Annotated in this window: 11 protein-coding genes; 4 read left to right on the top strand and 7 right to left on the bottom strand. The window is 71.4% G+C overall.

Annotated features, from left to right (window positions below):
- Nucleotides 1-106: 106 nt before the first annotated feature.
- From B7P44_RS20855 to B7P44_RS20845, 4 genes are all read left to right on the top strand, one after another.
- A complete protein-coding gene (locus tag B7P44_RS20855; protein ID WP_084907863.1) occupies nucleotides 107-1,096 on the top strand; it encodes a zinc-dependent alcohol dehydrogenase family protein in 990 nt (329 codons plus the stop codon).
- A gap of 95 nt (nucleotides 1,097-1,191) precedes the next feature.
- Entirely contained in the window at nucleotides 1,192-1,623 is a 432-nt protein-coding gene (locus B7P44_RS20850; RefSeq protein WP_084907861.1) for an acetyltransferase, read from the top strand.
- A gap of 361 nt (nucleotides 1,624-1,984) precedes the next feature.
- Nucleotides 1,985-2,107 carry a hypothetical protein gene (locus B7P44_RS37745; protein WP_042587152.1) on the top strand — a complete coding sequence of 41 codons (123 nt, stop codon included), beginning with the start codon at nucleotides 1,985-1,987 and terminating at the stop codon, nucleotides 2,105-2,107.
- A gap of 58 nt (nucleotides 2,108-2,165) precedes the next feature.
- The gene (locus B7P44_RS20845) at nucleotides 2,166-3,119 is read left to right on the top strand and encodes a M29 family metallopeptidase (protein ID WP_084907859.1); all 954 of its coding nucleotides are present in this window, start codon (nucleotides 2,166-2,168) and stop codon (nucleotides 3,117-3,119) included.
- A gap of 18 nt (nucleotides 3,120-3,137) precedes the next feature.
- Here B7P44_RS20845 and B7P44_RS20840 read toward each other — a convergent pair whose 3' ends face one another.
- The 7 genes from B7P44_RS20840 to B7P44_RS20810 form a co-directional block, all read right to left on the bottom strand.
- The gene (locus tag B7P44_RS20840; RefSeq protein ID WP_084907857.1) at nucleotides 3,138-3,635 is read right to left on the bottom strand and encodes a GNAT family N-acetyltransferase; all 498 of its coding nucleotides are present in this window, start codon (nucleotides 3,633-3,635) and stop codon (nucleotides 3,138-3,140) included.
- 147 nt (nucleotides 3,636-3,782) lie between these two features.
- Nucleotides 3,783-4,517 (bottom strand): hypothetical protein, encoded by a 735-nt coding sequence (locus B7P44_RS20835; protein WP_084907855.1) that lies wholly within the window; start codon nucleotides 4,515-4,517, stop codon nucleotides 3,783-3,785.
- Between the two features lie 38 nt (nucleotides 4,518-4,555).
- Nucleotides 4,556-5,668 carry an asparaginase domain-containing protein gene (locus tag B7P44_RS20830; protein WP_084907853.1) on the bottom strand — a complete coding sequence of 371 codons (1,113 nt, stop codon included), beginning with the start codon at nucleotides 5,666-5,668 and terminating at the stop codon, nucleotides 4,556-4,558.
- Nucleotides 5,669-5,680: 12 nt separating this feature from the next.
- Entirely contained in the window at nucleotides 5,681-6,547 is an 867-nt protein-coding gene (locus B7P44_RS20825) for a formyl transferase (RefSeq protein WP_084907852.1), read from the bottom strand.
- A gap of 2 nt (nucleotides 6,548-6,549) precedes the next feature.
- Complete coding sequence (locus B7P44_RS20820; protein WP_084907850.1) at nucleotides 6,550-6,762, bottom strand: MbtH family protein; 213 nt, start codon at nucleotides 6,760-6,762, stop codon at nucleotides 6,550-6,552.
- A complete protein-coding gene (locus B7P44_RS20815; RefSeq protein ID WP_084907849.1) occupies nucleotides 6,762-10,046 on the bottom strand; it encodes a non-ribosomal peptide synthetase in 3,285 nt (1,094 codons plus the stop codon). The genes B7P44_RS20820 and B7P44_RS20815 overlap by 1 nt, the downstream gene beginning before the upstream one ends.
- Nucleotides 10,043-16,786: a non-ribosomal peptide synthetase gene (locus tag B7P44_RS20810; RefSeq protein ID WP_084907847.1), complete on the bottom strand. Its 6,744-nt coding sequence runs from the start codon at nucleotides 16,784-16,786 to the stop codon at nucleotides 10,043-10,045. The genes B7P44_RS20815 and B7P44_RS20810 overlap by 4 nt, the downstream gene beginning before the upstream one ends.
- Nucleotides 16,787-16,805: the final 19 nt, after the last annotated feature.

The following is a 16,805-nucleotide window of genomic DNA, read 5'->3' as shown; positions in this document are numbered from 1 at the left end:
CGTTTATCCCGCGCGATCCACGCCCTACAGTGCTTCTTCGTCAATCGCGAAACCACGCAGCCGTGCTGCGACCCAGCGTTCCGCTCGTTCAACGAAGGAGAGATCCATGTCCCGTGTCATTCGTTTTCATCGCATCGGCGGCCCCGACGTGCTGCAGATCGACGACGTCGACGTGCGCGCCCCCGGCGCCGGCGAAGTCCAGATCCGCGTGAAGGCCATCGGCCTCAACCGCGCGGAAGTGATGTACCGCACCGGCAGCTACACGATCGAGCCACGCTTTCCCGCAACGCTCGGCTACGAGGCGTCGGGCGTCGTGGCGGCGGTCGGCCCCGGCGTGACGGATGTTGCCGAAGGCGACGCGGTGAGCGTCGTGCCGGCGTTTTCGTTCGCCGAATACGGGATGTACGGCGAGCAGGTCAACGTGCCGGCGCGCGCGCTCGTGCGGCACCCGGCCAGCCTCTCGTTCGAGGAAGCCGCCGCGACGTGGATGATGTACGTGACGGCCTATGGCGCGTTGATCGAGCTCGGCCGGTTGCAGCGCGGCGAGGCCGTGCTGATCGGCGCGGCGTCGAGCAGCGTCGGGCTGGCGGCGATCCAGATCGCGAACCATATCGGCGCGGTGCCGATTGCGCTGACCCGCAGCGAACGCAAGCGCCAGGCGCTCGTCGCTGCCGGCGCGGCGCACGTGATCGCCGGCGGCGGGCCCGAACTGACGCGGGACGTATTGCGCGTGACCGGCGGCGAAGGCGCGCGGCTCGCGTTCGATCCGGTCGGCGGGCCCGATGCGGCGCACCCGTTGCGCGCGCTGCGCGCGCACGGCACGTTCTTCCAGTACGGCGCGCTCGACACGCGCGACATCGTCGTGCCCGTGATGGACCTGCTCGCCCGCCACCTGACGCTGCGCGGCTACGAGCTGTTCGAGATCACCGGCGACGCGGAGCGGCTCGAACGCGCGAAGCGCTTCATCACGGACGGCCTCGCGGCCGGCGCGCTGAAGCCGTCGATCGATCGCACGTTCGCGTTCGACGAAATCGCCGACGCGCACCGGTACATGGAAGCGGGCGCGCAGGTCGGGAAGATCGTCGTGACGGTGTGAGCATGGCGGCGCGCGCCCGCGTTCGGGCGCGCGGCGGTCATGCGCAACGGGCCGGCCGGTTAGAATTCGCGGCGTCCACCCTCACGACAACAACGATGACGATCCGAGAACACACCCCCGAAGACAATCCCGCGCTGCTGGACATCTGGCACCGCGCCGTGCAGGCCACGCACACGTTCCTCACCGAACGGGACATCGCCGAGCTCTACCCGCAGGTTCGCGATCTCTACCTGCCGAACGTCACGGTATGGGTCGCCGAAGCCGGCGACGGCCGCGTCGCCGGCTTCATCGGCGTGAACGACGCGCAGGTCGAGATGCTGTTCGTCGATCCCGAGCGCTTCGGCCAGCGCATCGGCACGCGCCTGCTCGACCATGTCCGCGCGCAGCATGCGCAGCTGACGGTCGACGTCAACGAGCAGAACCCGAGCGCGCATGCGTTCTATCGCCGCTACGGGTTCCGGGACGTCGGACGCTCGGCGACGGATTCCGCCGGCAGGCCGTTTCCGCTGATTCACATGGCGTACTGATTCATCCGCGAGCCGGCGCTGCGGGACGGCGTTCCGAATTCAATCGCTCGAAACGATTCGCTCGATTGAAATCATGATCGGCAATTCCAATTGCCTATTCGGATTCCGTTTCCATTAATTTATTAAACCTGTCCGGCTCACTCATCCCGCCCGCGCGATGCCAAGCCTGATAACACGGGAAATCCAGCGTGTTTAGCGCATCTCAGGTAAAAACAATGCACGCGATTGCATTCGGCAAAAGCGTCAATTAATATCGAATCCGCTTGTAAGGCATCGACAATAAATGTCGCGCAGGCAACGGCGGCCAACCCGCCGTGTTTCCGTGTTGAAGGTCTCATATACATCAGATAGGAGAACTGACATGCAGGAAAATCAGCAAATCGACTTGCTCGAGTGGATGCAGGAAGACACGCATCCGGAAGCGGTCGACATGATGGTCGCGGACGCCGTGGTGCCGTTCGGCACCGCGCTCTGGCCGCTGTAAGCGCGCCATTCGACCTGGCGGAAGGGCGCCGTCCCTTCCGCCGCTTCCGGAGACACGCATGCTGAACCTGCACCGCGCGCTCGGCTGTCATCCCGCGCTGCGCGACAAGCTCGCGCGCGCAGAACTGGGAAAGCTGCTGGTCGCCTACGACGCGCGCAATCGCGAGATCGCGTTGCGCGCGTTTTCCACGCTGCCCGCGTCGCTCGACGCGACGATCCTCTGCCTCGAAACCACCGCGCCCGACGAGATCGTCGCGGCGGTCGGCCGCGCCGACCTGTTCGTCTTGCTCTACGATTCATCCACGCTGCCGACGCCGTCGCCGAGCGGCCCGCCGTTCCTCGCGGCGATCCGGCCGACGCTGGTCGAGCACTGGAGCAAGTCGGTGCTGTTCAAGGACTACGGCCCGCATCTCGACGAGGCGTTCGCGGAATCGCTCGACGACATCGCGGCGCGCAACGACCGGCTGATCGAGGCCGCCGCACGGGCGTCGCAGATCCACTTCGTCGATGAGCGCGGCAACCGGCTGACGGGCTCGCTCGCGCCGGACCAGAAATGGACCAGCGTGGACGGGATGGGCAACCTCGACGTCGTGCCCGGCGAGATCGCGACGCACGTGACCGACCTGCGCGGCTCGATCGTGTTCAGCGGCACCTTCCTCGGCACCGTGCCGTTCGCGGTCAAGTACAAGGTCGTCGAGCGGCTCGCGACGCTGCATATCGAGGGCAGCACGATCGTCGATTTCGACAGCGAGCATCCGGAGTTCCGGCGCGATTTCGCGTCGTACCTGGACCGGCACGAGAATCACCGCCGGGTCGAGGAATTCGGCATCGGCACGAATCTCGGCATCAAGGGCCTGTACGGCCGCAACGCGGGTTTCGAGGAGCGCCATCCGGGCCTGCATCTCGGCCTCGGCGGCGGCGCGCAAGGCAGCCACCATCTCGACCTGATCTTCGCGAAGGGCACGCTGGCGTTCGACGACCGGATCGTGTTCGACGGCGCCTTCGCGGTGTGACGCCAGCGCGGCGCAGCGTTACGCGTGTTCCCCCAGCCACTTGTACATCACGAGGCTGTCAACGAGCCCGAGCCGCGCGTGGCGATACGCGCGCGGCAGGCGCCCGACGATCTCGAACCCGAGCTTCTGCCACAGCGCGACCGCGACTTCGTTCGTCGACACCACCGAATTGAACTGCATCGCGAGAAAGCCGCGTTCGCGCGCGACCTCCTGCGAGTGTTCGCACATCCGGCGCGCGACGCCGCGCCCGCGCGCCGCTTCGCTCACCATGTAGCCGCAGTTGCAGACATGGCTGCCCGGCCCCGCCGCATTCGCCTTCAGGTAGTACGAGCCGAGCAGCACGCCGTCCTCTTCCGCGACCCAGGTGCACAGCGGCGCGTCGAGCCACAGCGCGCGCGCGGCGTCCTCGGTCGACGCGGGATCGAATGCGTAGGTTTCCTGCGCGGCAACCACCGCGCGGTAGGTCGGCCAGAAGCGGGCGAAATCGTCGGCGGTCATCGGTCGAAGCGTGATCATGCGGGTCCTTGGGAATCGGCAGGTTGGCTCTGATGCAGCACCTGCGATTCTAGGCCCGTTCGACGCTGTCCGGTGTCGACGCTTCGCCCGCCCGTCAAAAGCAGGCGCCGCGCACCCGGCGGATGCGCGGCGCCCGTGCGATGGCGCTCAGATGATCGACACGCCGGCGGCGGGCACGTACATGAAGCAGTAGAACGTGTACGCGATGACGATGTCGTTCGGATTGCCCTGGATCAGCGGCCCCTGGTTCACCGTCCAGTCGGCGGTGGGCGGCCACGCGATCGGCTGGCCCGCGAAGTCGAAGTTCGTCACCTGGTCGCCGCCGTCCTTCTGCGACCACGAGTCGAATTGCGACGTCGAGTCGCAGCGCACCCAGTGGTAGTCGCCCGGCCAGCCGACCGACGGATCGCCCGGCGAGATCAGCAGCGCGACGTAATGCCCGACGCCGCCCTGCGCGCGCACGTGCTGGACCAGGTCCGCCTGCGTCGACGAGCCCAGGTTGACGAGCCCGTCGAGCTGCGCGCCCTTGACCACGTCGGGCCCCGTCGGCGGCGACGTGAGGAAGTAGCCGTGCATCCGCCCCGGCTGCGCGAACGAGTTCGACGCGATGTTCGCCGAGTAGTTGTAGCAGTTGTTGTTCACCTGGAACTTGTAGGACATGAAGCATCCGTCGCAGTTGGCCGCGGGATCGTAGGCGATCGACGTGCCGACCACGGTGGGCGCGTATTGCGGCACCCGCCTGCCGCCCGGCACGGTCACGTAGTGCGGTGCGATCTGCTGGCCGGCGGCGGCTTCCATTCCCGGGGCGAGCACCGCGTAGCGCGGATCGTCCTCGTGAGTCATCCCGCTCAGCCGGTAGCGTGCATAAGGTTTCATCAACATCGTCTGCCTCCTTGGGTTGAGTGAAGCGCCGCCCCGGCTCAGTGGACGGGCCGCGTTGTCACGGCCGCCGTCTCGGGCGGCGTGATTTCTCCCGCCAGGCTCTGCTGCATCGTCTTGCGGATGTCGGCGGGCGCCATGCCGACGCTGAGCAGACTGACGAGCTTGGCGAGGGATGCTTCGGGCACCATGTCGTACGCGCTGATCGCGCCGGCCTGCGCGAGCCCCGAGCCGGTCTCGTACGCGTCGATGTTGACCGAGCCGGCCAGCACCTGCGTGTTGTCCATCAGCACGACGCCCGCTTCGTTCGCGTTCGACAGCACCTGCAGGAAGTCGGCCTTCGACGGGCCGTTGCCCTCGCCGAACGCCTCGATCACGACGCCCTTCACCGCGGGTTCGCTGCGATTGATCATCGCGTTCGCGACCGACGCGCCGATGCCCGGGTACAGCGTCATCACGATCGCCGCGAAGCTGCGCACCGCCTGCGCCTGACTCGCCAGCCGGGTCCGCGCGGCCGCGAGGTTCGCGGGATTGTCAAGCGACGTGCTCCAGTCCGGCGGCGGCAGCAGCAGCGCCGTATCGATCGAGATCTGCGCGGCCACGGTCGCCAGCGGCGGGAAATTCGGCGACGAGAATGCCGCGAACTGGTTCGCGTTGACCTTGACCGACCGGTTGCCGCGCAGCAGCAGCGAATCGAAGTACAGCAGGCTCTCCGGAATCTGCGTCGTGCCGGCGAGCACGATCGCGCCGACCAGGTTGGTCAGCGCGTCGTTGAGGGTCATCGCGAGCGGCACCTGCGAGCCGGTGAACACGACGGGCTTCGAGAGGCCCGGCAGCAGGAACGACATCGCGGCCGCGCTGAACGCCATCGTGTCGGTGCCGTGCAGCACGACGAAGCCGTCGTAGTCGTTGTAGACCGCGGCAAGCGATTGCGCGATCGTGATCCAGTCGGACGGCGTCATGTTCGAGCTGTCGAGCGGCGTGTCGAACCACGCGACCGTATAGCCGAGGCCCGGATAGCCGGCCACCTGTCCGCCTTCGAGCCCCGGCATCGACTCGATCAGCGCCTTGAACTGCGGCCCCGGCATCGGCGCGAGCGGCGTACCGTCGCAGCCGATCGTGCCGCCCGTATAGAGCACATAGACATGGCTCATCGTTGCCCTCCTTCAGGTTTGCGTAAAGTCGCCGGTCACGCGCCGCGCGTCGCCCGCCGCCTCGCGGGCCGGAATGCCGGCCGCCGGAGCGCCGGCCGCCGGAATGCCGAGCCGCCCGCGCTTGCGCCGCACGAACAGCCGCAGGTCGTGGAACAGGTTGCGGTCGCGGTTGCGGTACTGCCGCCCCACCGGCGGCTGAGGCGCGCGCGGCAGCGGCACGCCCGCGCGCAGCCCGTCGAGCAGCTCGACGAGCCGGTGGATGGCCGCCTTCTCCGCGCGGCAGTAGAGCTTTTCGGCGGTGTCGTCCGGATACAGCGGCGGCGTCACCTGCGCGATGATGTCGCCGGTATCGACCCCGCTGTCGACGAAGTGGATCGTCGAGCCGATCCGGTCGAGCGCGCGGTCGTAGAGCGCGAAGAAGAAGCAGTGATTGCCGCGGTACCACGGCAGGAAGCCGCCGTGGATGTTGATCGTCGTGCCGGTCGCGGCCAGCGTGCGGCGCGACAGGATGCTCGTGCAGATCACCACGGTCACGTCGGGCGCGGTCGCCTCCAGCAGCTCGACGACTTCGTCGCGATTGATCCAGTCGACCGTCAGGCTCGGCGGCACCGGCCATTCGGGCGCGTCGGGCGGGAGCGCGAAGTACGCGCGGCGGTACGCGTTCAGCCCGACCAGCGTGCGGCGCCAGCGGTGATACGCGAGCGCCGCCCAGTCGATCCAGCGCCTGCGGCGCCACAGCCGCTGGTGCTGGCAGTCGGACGGCTCGACCACCAGCGCGGCGAGCCCGAAGCGGCGATGCAGCTCGGCGGCGAGATAGCGATGGTGCGCGTCGTCCGACGCGAGCAGCGCGATTCGCAACGGCGATGCGGGTTGGGCCATGATCAGTCTCCCCCCAGCGCGCGGCGCAGCGACAGCGGCCGCATGTCGGTCCACACCTCGCGAATGTGCGCGAGGCACGCGGCCCGGTCGCCTTCGAAGCCGGTCCCGCTCCACCCGGGCGGCACGGCCGCGTGGGCCGGCCAGAGCGAATATTGCTGCTCGTCGTTGACCACGACCAGGTAGCGCGTCGGATCTTCGTCGTCGTCCCGTGTCATCAGTAGCCTCCTTGAGTGTCGGGCCCGGCCGTCTCGCCGAGCAGTGCCCCGAGTTCGGCGGGCGTCGCGCGCGCCAGCTCGGCGTCGATGATCGCGACGGCCAGTTCGGCGACGGTCGGCGCCTCGAACAGCAGGCGCAGCGGCAATTCGACGCCGAGCCGCGCGCGAATCCGGGCGGCGACCCGGGTCGCGAGCAGCGAATGGCCGCCCAGCTCGAAGAAGTTGTCGTGCAGGCCGATCCGCTCGACCTTGAGCACCTCGCTCCAGATCGCGGCCAGCATCGCTTCGAGGGGCGTGCCCGGACGCGCGTCCGGCTGCGCCGCCCCGGCCGCGGGCTCGGGGGCCGGCAGCGCCGCGCGGTCGATCTTGCCGCTCGGCGTGAGCGGCATCGCGTCGACCGGCACGAACAGCGCCGGCACCATCGACTCGGGCAGCCGCGTGCGGCAATGACGCCGCAGCGCGCTCACGTCGAACGCGACGTCGTTGCCGCGCGCGGCGATCACGTACGCGATCACGCGGCGGCCGCCCGCGGGATCCGGCCCGTCGACCACCACCGCCTCGCGCAGGCCCGGCGCTTCGCGCAGCACGGCTTCCACTTCGCCCGGCTCGACCCGCACGCCCCGCACCTTGATCTGCCGGTCGCGCCGGCCGAGAAACTCGAGCGAGGCGTCGGCGCGCCGCCGTGCAAGGTCGCCGGTGCGGTACATCCGCGCGCCCGGCGACGGCGAGAACGGATCGGGCACGAAGCTCGCCGCGGTCTGGTCCGGCTGGCCCAGGTAGCCGCGCGCGGGCAGGCAACCGCCGATGCACAGCTCGCCGGGCAGTCCGTCGGGCACCAGCGCGCCGTGCCGGTCGAGCAGATAGAGCCGCGCGCCCGCGATCGCGCGGCCGATCGGCGGCAGCTCCGGCCACGCATCCGGCGCGCCGTCGAGCGTCCACTCGGACGCGACGTGGGTTTCCGTCGGGCCATACTGGTTGCGCAGCGTCGCGATGCGATGGCGGCGCACGAACGCCGCGAGCTGCGGCGACACCTGCAGCTGCTCCCCGGCGGTGACGATCTCGCGCAGCGCCAGCGCGGGTGACTGCGGATCCTCGGCCGCAGTCGCGGCCAGCGCCTGGAGCGCCGCGGCCGGCGCGAAGATCCGCTCGATGCGGTCGGCCGCGAGGCGGCGCAGCAGCGCCGCCGGATCGCGCCGCTCCTCCTCGCTCGCGAGCACGAGCGTCGCGCCCGCGCAGAGCGTCGAGAAGATCTCCTGCGCGGATACGTCGAAGTTCAGCGACGTGAACTGCAGCACGCGCGCGGGCGCGGGCGCGGTGTCGTGCTGCCACGCGATCAGGTTCGCGAGCGGGCCGTGCGGCATCGCCACGCCCTTCGGGCGTCCGGTCGAGCCCGACGTGTAGAGCAGGTACGCGAGCCCGTCGCGTTGCGCGGCGGCGAGCGCCGGGCGCGACGGCGGCGCGTCCGCGTCCACCGGCACGAGCGCGGGCGCCGCGAACGACGGCGTCGCGCCGGCCGTGATCACGGCCGCGAGCCGCGCATCCGCGCAGATCGCCGCGAGCCGCTGCTCCGGGTAGACGGGATCGAGCGGCACGTAGCAGGCGCCCGCCTTCAGCACCGCGAGCACCGCCACCAGCTGCTCGATCGAGCGGCCGATATAAATGCCGACCGGCACGTCCGGGCCCGCGCCGCGCGCCGCCAGCGCCTGCGCGAGGCGCTCGGCGCGGCTCTCCAGCTCGCCGTAGGTCAGCGTGCGCCCGCCCTGCCGCAGCGCGATCGCGTCGGGCGTGCGCGCGGCCTGCGCCTCGACGCGCCGATGCACGAGCGGCGGCGCGTCCTCGGCCGCCCACGGCGACGCGGCGGCGGCCAGCACCGCGTCGCGCTCGCGTGCGTCCATCAGCGGCAGGCTGCCGGCCGCCTGTTCCGGCGCCGCGAGCGCGGCGCCGAGCAGCGTCGTGAAGTGGCGCGCGAGCCGCTCGATCGTCGGCGCGTCGAACAGGTCGGTCGCGTATTCGACGATGCCGCGCAGCCGGCCGCCCACCTCGATCATCGACAGATGCAGGTCGAACTTGGCCGTGCCGATGCCGACCTCGCGATAGTCGCGCCCGTCGTCCGCCGCGTCCGCCGCGTCCACCGGCTGGCTGCCGGGATCGTCGAACGCGTTCAGCACGAACATCACCTGGAACAGCGGGTTGTGGTTCAGCGCGCGCTGCGGCCGCAGCGCCTCGACGAGCCGCTCGAACGGCAGGTCCTGATGCGCGTAGGCGGCGAGCGTCGTCTCGCGCACCGTCGCGAGCAGGTCGCGGAAGCCGCGCGCGTCGTCGACCTGGCTGCGCAGCACGAGCGTGTTGGCGAAGAAGCCGATCAGCCCTTCCAGCTCGACGCGGGTCCGGTTCGCGATCGGCGTGCCGACGACGACGTCGTGCTGCCCGCTGTAGCGCGCGAGCAGCAGCTTGAACGCCGCCAGCAGCACCATGAAGGGCGTCGCGCCTTCGCGCTGCGCGAACGCGCGCACCGAGCGCGTCGTCGCCGCGTCGAGCGAGAAATTGTGCAGCGCGCCGCGATAGCTCGGCACCGCCGGGCGCGGCCGCGCGCACGGCAGGTCCAGCGGCGCCGACGGCGCGCCGTCGAGCTGCGTCCGCCAGAACGCGAGCTGCTGGTCGAGCACGTCGCCGGCGAGCCAGTCGCGCTGCCAGATCACGAAGTCCGCGTACTGGATCGGCAGCGGCGCGAACGGCGCCGGCCGGCCCGCGGCGAAGGCCGCGTACAGCGTGCTGAACTCGCGGTGCAGCACGCGCATCGACCAGCCGTCGGCGATGATGTGATGGATCGTCAGCACGAGCAGGTGCTCGTCGGGCGCGAGCCGGATCACGCGCAGGCGCAGCAGCGGCGCCGCGCCGAGATCGAACGGGCGCGCCGCCTCGTCGATCGCGAGCTGCTGCGCGGCCGCCGCGCGCTCGCCCTCGGGCAACGCGGACAGGTCGGTCAGCGCGAGCGGCAGCGCGACGGCCGGCTCGACGATCTGCACCGGGTGGCCGTCCTCGACGTCGAAATGCGTGCGCAGCGTCTCGTGCCGCGCGAGCAGCGCCGCCAGCGCACGCTCGAGCGCATCGTGGGCGAGCGCGCCGCGCCACGGCACGATGTCGTACATGTTGTAGATCGCCTGCCCCGGCTGCAGCTGTTCGAGGAACCACAGCCGCTCCTGCGCGAACGACAGCGGAAAGACGAACACGTCCTGCTCGGCGGCGTCGAGTTCCTGCGGCACGGCCGTGTCGAGCGGGCTCATTGCGCGTCACTCCGCGTCGCGGCGGAACGGCGCGCACGATAGATCGCGCGCGGCACGCTGACCAGCTCGGGGCCGGACGCCGGTGGCGCGCCGTTCGCACGGAGCTCGTCGACCGCGCGCGCCAGATCGGCGAGCGTCGGCATCTCGAAGATCGTGCGCAGCGACATCTCCGCGCCCAGCTCGTCGCGCAGCCGCGAAATCACCTGCGTCGCCAGCAGCGAATGGCCGCCGATGTCGAAGAAGTGATCCGTGCGCGCGATCCGCTCGATGCCCAGGATCCTGCCCCAGATGGCCGCCACCGCGCGCTCCGTGTCGCTGCTCGGCGGCTCGCCCGCGCCGCCGGTCGCCGTCCGCCCGCCGGGTGCGGGAAGTGCCGCGCGGTCGAGCTTGCCGTTCGCGTTGACGGGAATCGCATCGAGCGCCACGAAATGCGCGGGCACCATGTATTCCGGCAGCCGCTGCTTGCAATGGCGGCGCAGCGTGTCGTCGTCCGGCGGCGCGGCCGGATCGGCCGCGACCACGTAGGCGACGAGTTGGCGATCGACGGCATCGCCGCGGCAGACGGTCACCGTGGTCCGCACCGCCGGGTGCGCGCGCAGCGCCTCGTCCACCTCGCTCGGCTCGATCCGGTAGCCGCGAATCTTCACCTGCCCGTCGGCGCGGCCCAGGAATTCGAGCGTGCCGTCGGCGCGCAGCCGCGCGAGATCCCCGCTGCGATAGAGCCGCGCGCCCGGCTCGCCGCCGAACGGATCGGGGACGAAGCGCTCGGCCGTCAGGTCCGGCCGCCCGACGTAGCCGCGGGCCACGCATGCGCCGCCGATCAGGACCTCGCCCACCGTGCCCGTCGGCGCGAGCCGGCCCGCGGGATCGACGACGTACAGCGTCGCATGCGGCAGCGCGGGCGCGATCGACAACGGCTCGCCGTCGGCCGGCGGCGCGGCGAGCGTCTGGATCGAGCAGAACACCGTGGTCTCGGTCGGGCCGTAGGTGTGCATGAAGACCGGGATCTGCGACGCCAGCATCGCGGCGCGCACCTTCGCCGCGTCCACCCGGTCGCCGCCGACCAGCAGCAGCCGCGCGCCGAGATACGCGTCGGGGCGATGCGCGACGGTCTGGCCGAACAGCGCCGCGGTCTGGTACAGCACGCTGATCCGTTGTTCGGCGAGCGTCGCGGCGAGCTGGTCCGGAATCAGCAGCGCATCGCGACCGATGCCGACGAGGCACGCGCCCGCGGTCAGCGCGCCCCAGCATTCGAACGCCATCACGTCGAAGGCGGGGCTGGAGGTTTGCGCGACGCGGTCGTCGGCCGCTATCCGGGCGGGCCGCATCGCGTCGAGCAGCCACAGCAGCTGGCGGTGCTCGATCATCACGCCCTTGGGCTTGCCGGTCGAGCCGGACGTGAAGATGATCTGCGCGAGCTGCGCGGGCGCGTTGCGCTGCTTCAGCGGCTGCGCCGAGCGCATCGCGATCGCCGCGGCCTGCTCGTCGAGGTCGAGCAGCGTGACGCCCGGCATCGGCGGCACCTCGCGGCCGCCGGCGGCGATCACGAGCTCGACGTTCGCGTCGGCGAGCATCGACGCGAGCCGCTCGGGCGGGTTGCGCGTGTCGAGCGCGACGAACGCGCCGCCGGCCTTCCACACCGCGAGCATCGCGACGACCAGCGCGGCCGAGCGGTCGAGCCAGAGCCCGACGCGCGTGTCGACGCCGACGCCGCGTGCGCGCAGCAGCCGGGCCAGCCGGTTCGCGCGCGTCTCGAGTTCGCCGTAGCCGAGCGTCGCGTCCGCGAATTCGAGGGCCGGCGCGTCGGGCGCGCCAACCGCCTGGCGCGCGACGAGCGCATCGATGGTCGGGCCGACCGCGAGCGGCTCGGCCGGCTCGGCGAGCCCCGTCAGCAACCGCGCACGCTCGTCCGCGCCGATCAGGTCGAGGCCGTCGACCGGTGCATCCGGCTCGGCGGCGATCGCGCGGATCAGGTTCGCGAAGTGAGCGGCCATCGTCGCGACGGTCGCCGGGTCGAACAGGTCGCTCGCGTATTCGATCACGCCGGACAGCGTATCGCCGGCTTCCGCGAGCGCGAAGGTGAGGTCGAACTTGGCCGTGCCGCCCGTCAGCACCTCGGGCGGCGCGGCGTCGGCCGCGCCTTCGGCCGCCGCCTGCCCCTTCGCGGCGCCGGTGGCCGCCTGGAACAGCAGCATCACCTGGAACAGCGGGTTGTGGCCGAGCGTGCGCTCGGGCTGCAGTTCCTCGACGAGGCGCTCGAACGGCAAGTCCTGATGCGCATAGGCGGCCAGCGTGGTTTCCCGCACGCCTGCCAGCAGCGTGCGGAACGACGCGCCTGCATCGATTCGCGTGCGCAGCACCAGCGTATTCACGAAGAAGCCGATCAGGTCCTCGAACTCGGCGCGCGTGCGGCCCGCGATCGGCGTGCCGACCACGATGTCGTGCTGGCCGCTGTAGCGGGCGAGGAACAGCTTCACCGCCGCGGTGACCGCCATGAACAGCGTGCCGCCTTCGGCCTGTGCAAGCGCGCGCAGCGCCGACGTCGACGCCGCGTCGATCGTGAACGGCAGCAGCCCGCCGCGGTAGCTCTGCACCGCCGGCCGCGGCCGGTCCGACGGCAGCGTCAGCACCGCCGGCGCGCCGGCCAGCTGCTCGCGCCAGTAACCCAGCTGCGACGCCAGCGTCTCGCCCTGCAGCCAGTCACGCTGCCAGACCGCGAAGTCCGCGTACTGGATCGCCAGCGGCCGCAGCGGCGACGCCCGCCCCTCGTCAAACGCCGCGTACAGCGCCCCCAGCTCGCGGTACAGCACCCGCATCGACCAGCCGTCCGACACGATGTGATGCAGCGTCAGCAGGACCACGTGATCCGCGTCGCCCAGCCGCACCAGCCGCGCGCGCAGCAGCGGCGCCGCCCCCAGGTCGAACGGCCGCGCCGCCTCTTCCGCCGCGATCGCCTGCGCCGCCGCCTCGCGCTCGCTTGCCGGCAGGCCCTGCAGATCGCTGATCACGAACGGCACCGACGCTTCGCCCGCGATGCGCTGCACCGGCTTGCCGTCCTGCGCCTCGAAATGCGTGCGCAGCGTCTCGTGACGCCGCACGATCTCGTTCAGCGCCCGCTCCAGCACCGGCGCGCGCAACGGCGCACGGAGCCGCAGCACGAGCGGAACGTTGTACAGCGCGCCGTTCGGATGCAGCTGGTCGAAGAACCACAGCCGCTCCTGCGCGAACGACAGCGGCGCCGTGCGGACCTCGGCGGGCGTCGGCGCCGGCCCCGCGAGCAGGCGTGCGAGCAGCGCGCGCTTGTCCGCCGCCGTCATGCCGTCGAGCGTGGCCGGATCGACGGCGGCCAACGCCGCGCCGCCGGCCGGCTGCCGGCGCAGCGCCGCATCGATCGCGTCGTCCGCCGCGCGGGCGTCACCGCTCGCCGCCAGCACGCGCAGCAGGTCGTCCAGTTCCGGCCCGCCCGCCGCGCCGCTCGGCGCGGCGGACAGCGTGCGGTCGACGATCGCCGCGAGGCCCGCGACGGTCGGCGTTTCGAAGACCGTGCGCAGCGGCAGTTCGAGGCCGAAGCGGTCGCGCAGTCGCGACACGAGCTGCGTCGCCAGCAGCGAATGCCCGCCGATCTCGAAGAAGCTGCGCTGGATGTCGATGCGCTCGGTCTCCAGCAGCTCGGCCCAGATCGCCGCGACGCTTGCTTCGGTCGCGGTGCGCGGCAGCGCCTGCGCGGAGACGTCCTCGACCGGGGCCGGTGCGGCCGCGAGCGCCGCGCGATCGACCTTGCCGTTCGGCGTGAGCGGCAGCGCGGCATGCACGTAGAACGCCGACGGCACCATGTAGCCGGGCAGGCGTTCGCGCAGGTAGTGCCGCACCGCTTCGACGTCGAGCGCCGCGTCGGCGGACGCGAGATGCGCGTCAAGCCGCCGCTGCGCGCCGTCGCCGTGCGCGACGACCGCCGCATCGCCAACACCCGGCGCGGTGCTCAGCACCGCCTCGATTTCGCCGAGCTCGATGCGGAAGCCGCGGATCTTGACCTGCTCGTCGGTGCGCCCGAGGAAATCGAGCGTGCCGTCCGCGCGCAGGCGCACGAGATCGCCGGACCGATAGAGCCGCGCCCCCGGCTCGCCGGAGAACGGGTCGGGCACGAAACGCTCGGCGGTGAGGTCGGGACGGCCGAGATAGCCGCGCGCGAGCCCATCGCCGCCGATGTAGAGTTCGCCGGCGACGCCCGGCGGCACCGGCTCGCCGTACGGATCGAGCACGTAGAGCCGCGTGTTGATGCACGGCCGCCCGATCGGCATGCGCCCGGTGGCCGGATCGTAGCCGCCCGTCGACACCCAGATCGCGGTCTCGCTGGGACCATAGCCGTTGACGACGCGCCGCCCGGCGCTGGCGGCCCAGCGCGCGGCCACCGCCGGCTCGACCGCCTCGCCGGCCATCATCAGCATGGCAAATTCCGGCAGGTCCGCGTCCGGCGTGATCGCGCACGCGGCGGGCGGCAGCACGGCCGCCGTGATGCGCCGCTCGCGCAGCAGCGCGGCGAGCGGCGCGCCCGGCGCGCGCGCGTCGGCCGGCGCGATGTGCAGGCAGGCGCCGGCCGACCATGCGAGCAGCATCTCGAAGATCGACGCGTCGAAGCCGACTGCCGCAAAGGACAGCACGCGATCGGCGGGCGTGAGCCGCAGCAGCGCACGCTGGTTGAACACGACGCGCGCCAGCCCCTGGTGCGTAACGGCGACGCCCTTCGGCGTGCCGGTTGAGCCGGACGTGAAAATCACGTACGCGCACTGCGCAGGCAGCGGTTGCGGCCGGTACGCGAATGCGCCGGCGACGGACGCCGTTTGCGCCGGGTCGACCAGCGCGATGCCCTCGGGAATCCAGTCATGCCCGTCGCGGGGATCGCCGAGCACGATCCGCAGCGACGCTTCCGTCGCCATGTGCGCGAGACGCCGGCACGGCAGCGCGGGGTCCAGCGGCACATACGCGGCGCCGGCCTGCAGCACGCCGAGGAACGCGACCGCGAACGCCGCGGACGGCCGCAGGCAGACGCCGACCCGGTCTTCCGCGCCGATGCCGCGCGCGGCGAGCGCGACGGCGACGCCTTGCGCGCGCCGCATCAGCTCCCGGTAACTGAGCCGGCCGTCGTGCGCGTCGATCGCGGGATGATCGGGGAACGCCGCGGCGAGCTGCGCGATCAGTTCGGTCACCGGCAGATCGGGGGCATACGGATGGCGCGGGCCGTTCCAGTCGTGAAGCAGCGCATGCCGCTCCGCCGCGGACAACAGCGGCAGCCGCCGGACCGGCAGGTCCGGCTGCCTGACGATCGCCGCGAGCAGGGTCTGGAATTGCGCGGCCATGCCGGCGATGGTCGCGTCGTCGAACAGGTCGCGGCTGAACTCGAACACCGCGCCGAGCCCCGCGCCGTGGTCCGTGATCGCGAGCGACAGATCGAAGCGCGCCAGCCCGTTGCGCGGCGCCGCCGGATCGGCGGGCTGCGCCGTGCCGGCGCCGGCCCCGGTCCGCGATTCGCCGTCGGTCTGCAATGCGAACAGCACCTGGAACAGCGGGTTGTACGCGAGGCTGCGTTCGGGCTGCAGTTCCTCGACGAGGCGCTCGAACGGCAGGTCCTGATGCGCAAAGGCGGCCAGCGTCGTTTCCCGCACGCCTGCCAGCAGCGTGCGGAACGATGCGCCCGCATCGATTCGCGTGCGCAGCACCAGCGTGTTCACGAAGAAGCCGATCAGATCCTCCAGCTCTTCGCGCGTGCGGTTCGCGATCGGCGTGCCGACCACGATGTCGTGCTGGCCGCTGATCCGCGCCAGCAGCACGGCAAAGGCGCCGAGCAGCACCATGAACAGCGTGCCGCCCTCGGCCTGCGCGAGCGCGCGCAGCGCCGACGTCGACGCCGCGTCGATCGTGAACGGCAGCAGCCCGCCGCGGTAGCTCTGCACCGCCGGCCGCGGCCGGTCCGACGGCAGCGTCAGCACCGCCGGCGCGCCGGCCAGCTGCTCGCGCCAGTAACCCAGCTGCGACGCCAGCGTCTCGCCCTGCAGCCAGTCCCGCTGCCAGACCGCGAAGTCCGCGTACTGGATCGCCAGCGGCCGCAGCGGCGACGCCCGCCCTTCGTCGAACGCCGCGTACAGCGCCCCCAGCTCGCGGTACAGCACCCGCATCGACCAGCCGTCCGACACGATGTGATGCAGCGTCAGCAGGACCACGTGATCCGCGTCGCCCAGCCGCACCAGCCGCGCGCGCAGCAGCGGCGCCGTCCCCAGGTCGAACGGCCGCGCCGCCTCTTCCGCCGCGATCGCCTGCGCCGCCGCCTCGCGCTCGCTCGCCGGCAGGCCCTGCAGATCGCTGATCACGAACGGCACCGACGCTTCACCCGCGATGCGCTGCACCGGCTTGCCGTCCTGCGACTCGAAATGCGTGCGCAGCGTCTCGTGACGCCGCACGATCTCGTTCAGCGCCCGCTCCAGCACCGGCGCGCGCAGCGGCGCACGGAGCCGCAGCACGAGCGGAACGTTGTACAGCGCGCCGTTCGGATGCAGCTGGTCGAAGAACCACAGCCGCTCCTGCGCGAACGACAGCGGCGCCGCATCCGTCGTCTCCCGGCGAGGGATCGCCTCCAGTCCCGTGCCCTCCCTATCGATCAACCGCTGTTCGAGCGCGTGACGCTGCCCGGTCGTGAGCGCGGCCAGCCGCACGCCGCCCTCCGAAGAGGAATCCTTATTGTCTGTCATCGTTCAGTCAACACTCCGG

Source organism: Burkholderia ubonensis subsp. mesacidophila (assembly GCF_002097715.1).
Classification (GTDB): Bacteria; Pseudomonadota; Gammaproteobacteria; order Burkholderiales; family Burkholderiaceae; genus Burkholderia; species Burkholderia mesacidophila.
Note: the sequence above shows the minus strand (reverse complement) of the source record. Positions and strands in the feature narration are given on the sequence as shown.

Coding starts and splice junctions, on each gene's coding strand:
- B7P44_RS20850 (WP_084907861.1), top strand. CDS start 1,192: ATGACGATCCGAGAACACACCCCCGAAGACAATCCCGCGCTGCTGGAC.
- B7P44_RS20840 (WP_084907857.1), bottom strand. CDS start 3,635: ATGATCACGCTTCGACCGATGACCGCCGACGATTTCGCCCGCTTCTGG.
- B7P44_RS37745 (WP_042587152.1), top strand. CDS start 1,985: ATGCAGGAAAATCAGCAAATCGACTTGCTCGAGTGGATGCAGGAAGAC.
- B7P44_RS20815 (WP_084907849.1), bottom strand. CDS start 10,046: ATGAGCCCGCTCGACACGGCCGTGCCGCAGGAACTCGACGCCGCCGAG.
- B7P44_RS20845 (WP_084907859.1), top strand. CDS start 2,166: ATGCTGAACCTGCACCGCGCGCTCGGCTGTCATCCCGCGCTGCGCGAC.
- B7P44_RS20830 (WP_084907853.1), bottom strand. CDS start 5,668: ATGAGCCATGTCTATGTGCTCTATACGGGCGGCACGATCGGCTGCGAC.
- B7P44_RS20835 (WP_084907855.1), bottom strand. CDS start 4,517: ATGTTGATGAAACCTTATGCACGCTACCGGCTGAGCGGGATGACTCAC.
- B7P44_RS20825 (WP_084907852.1), bottom strand. CDS start 6,547: ATGGCCCAACCCGCATCGCCGTTGCGAATCGCGCTGCTCGCGTCGGAC.
- B7P44_RS20855 (WP_084907863.1), top strand. CDS start 107: ATGTCCCGTGTCATTCGTTTTCATCGCATCGGCGGCCCCGACGTGCTG.
- B7P44_RS20810 (WP_084907847.1), bottom strand. CDS start 16,786: ATGACAGACAATAAGGATTCCTCTTCGGAGGGCGGCGTGCGGCTGGCC.
- B7P44_RS20820 (WP_084907850.1), bottom strand. CDS start 6,762: ATGACACGGGACGACGACGAAGATCCGACGCGCTACCTGGTCGTGGTC.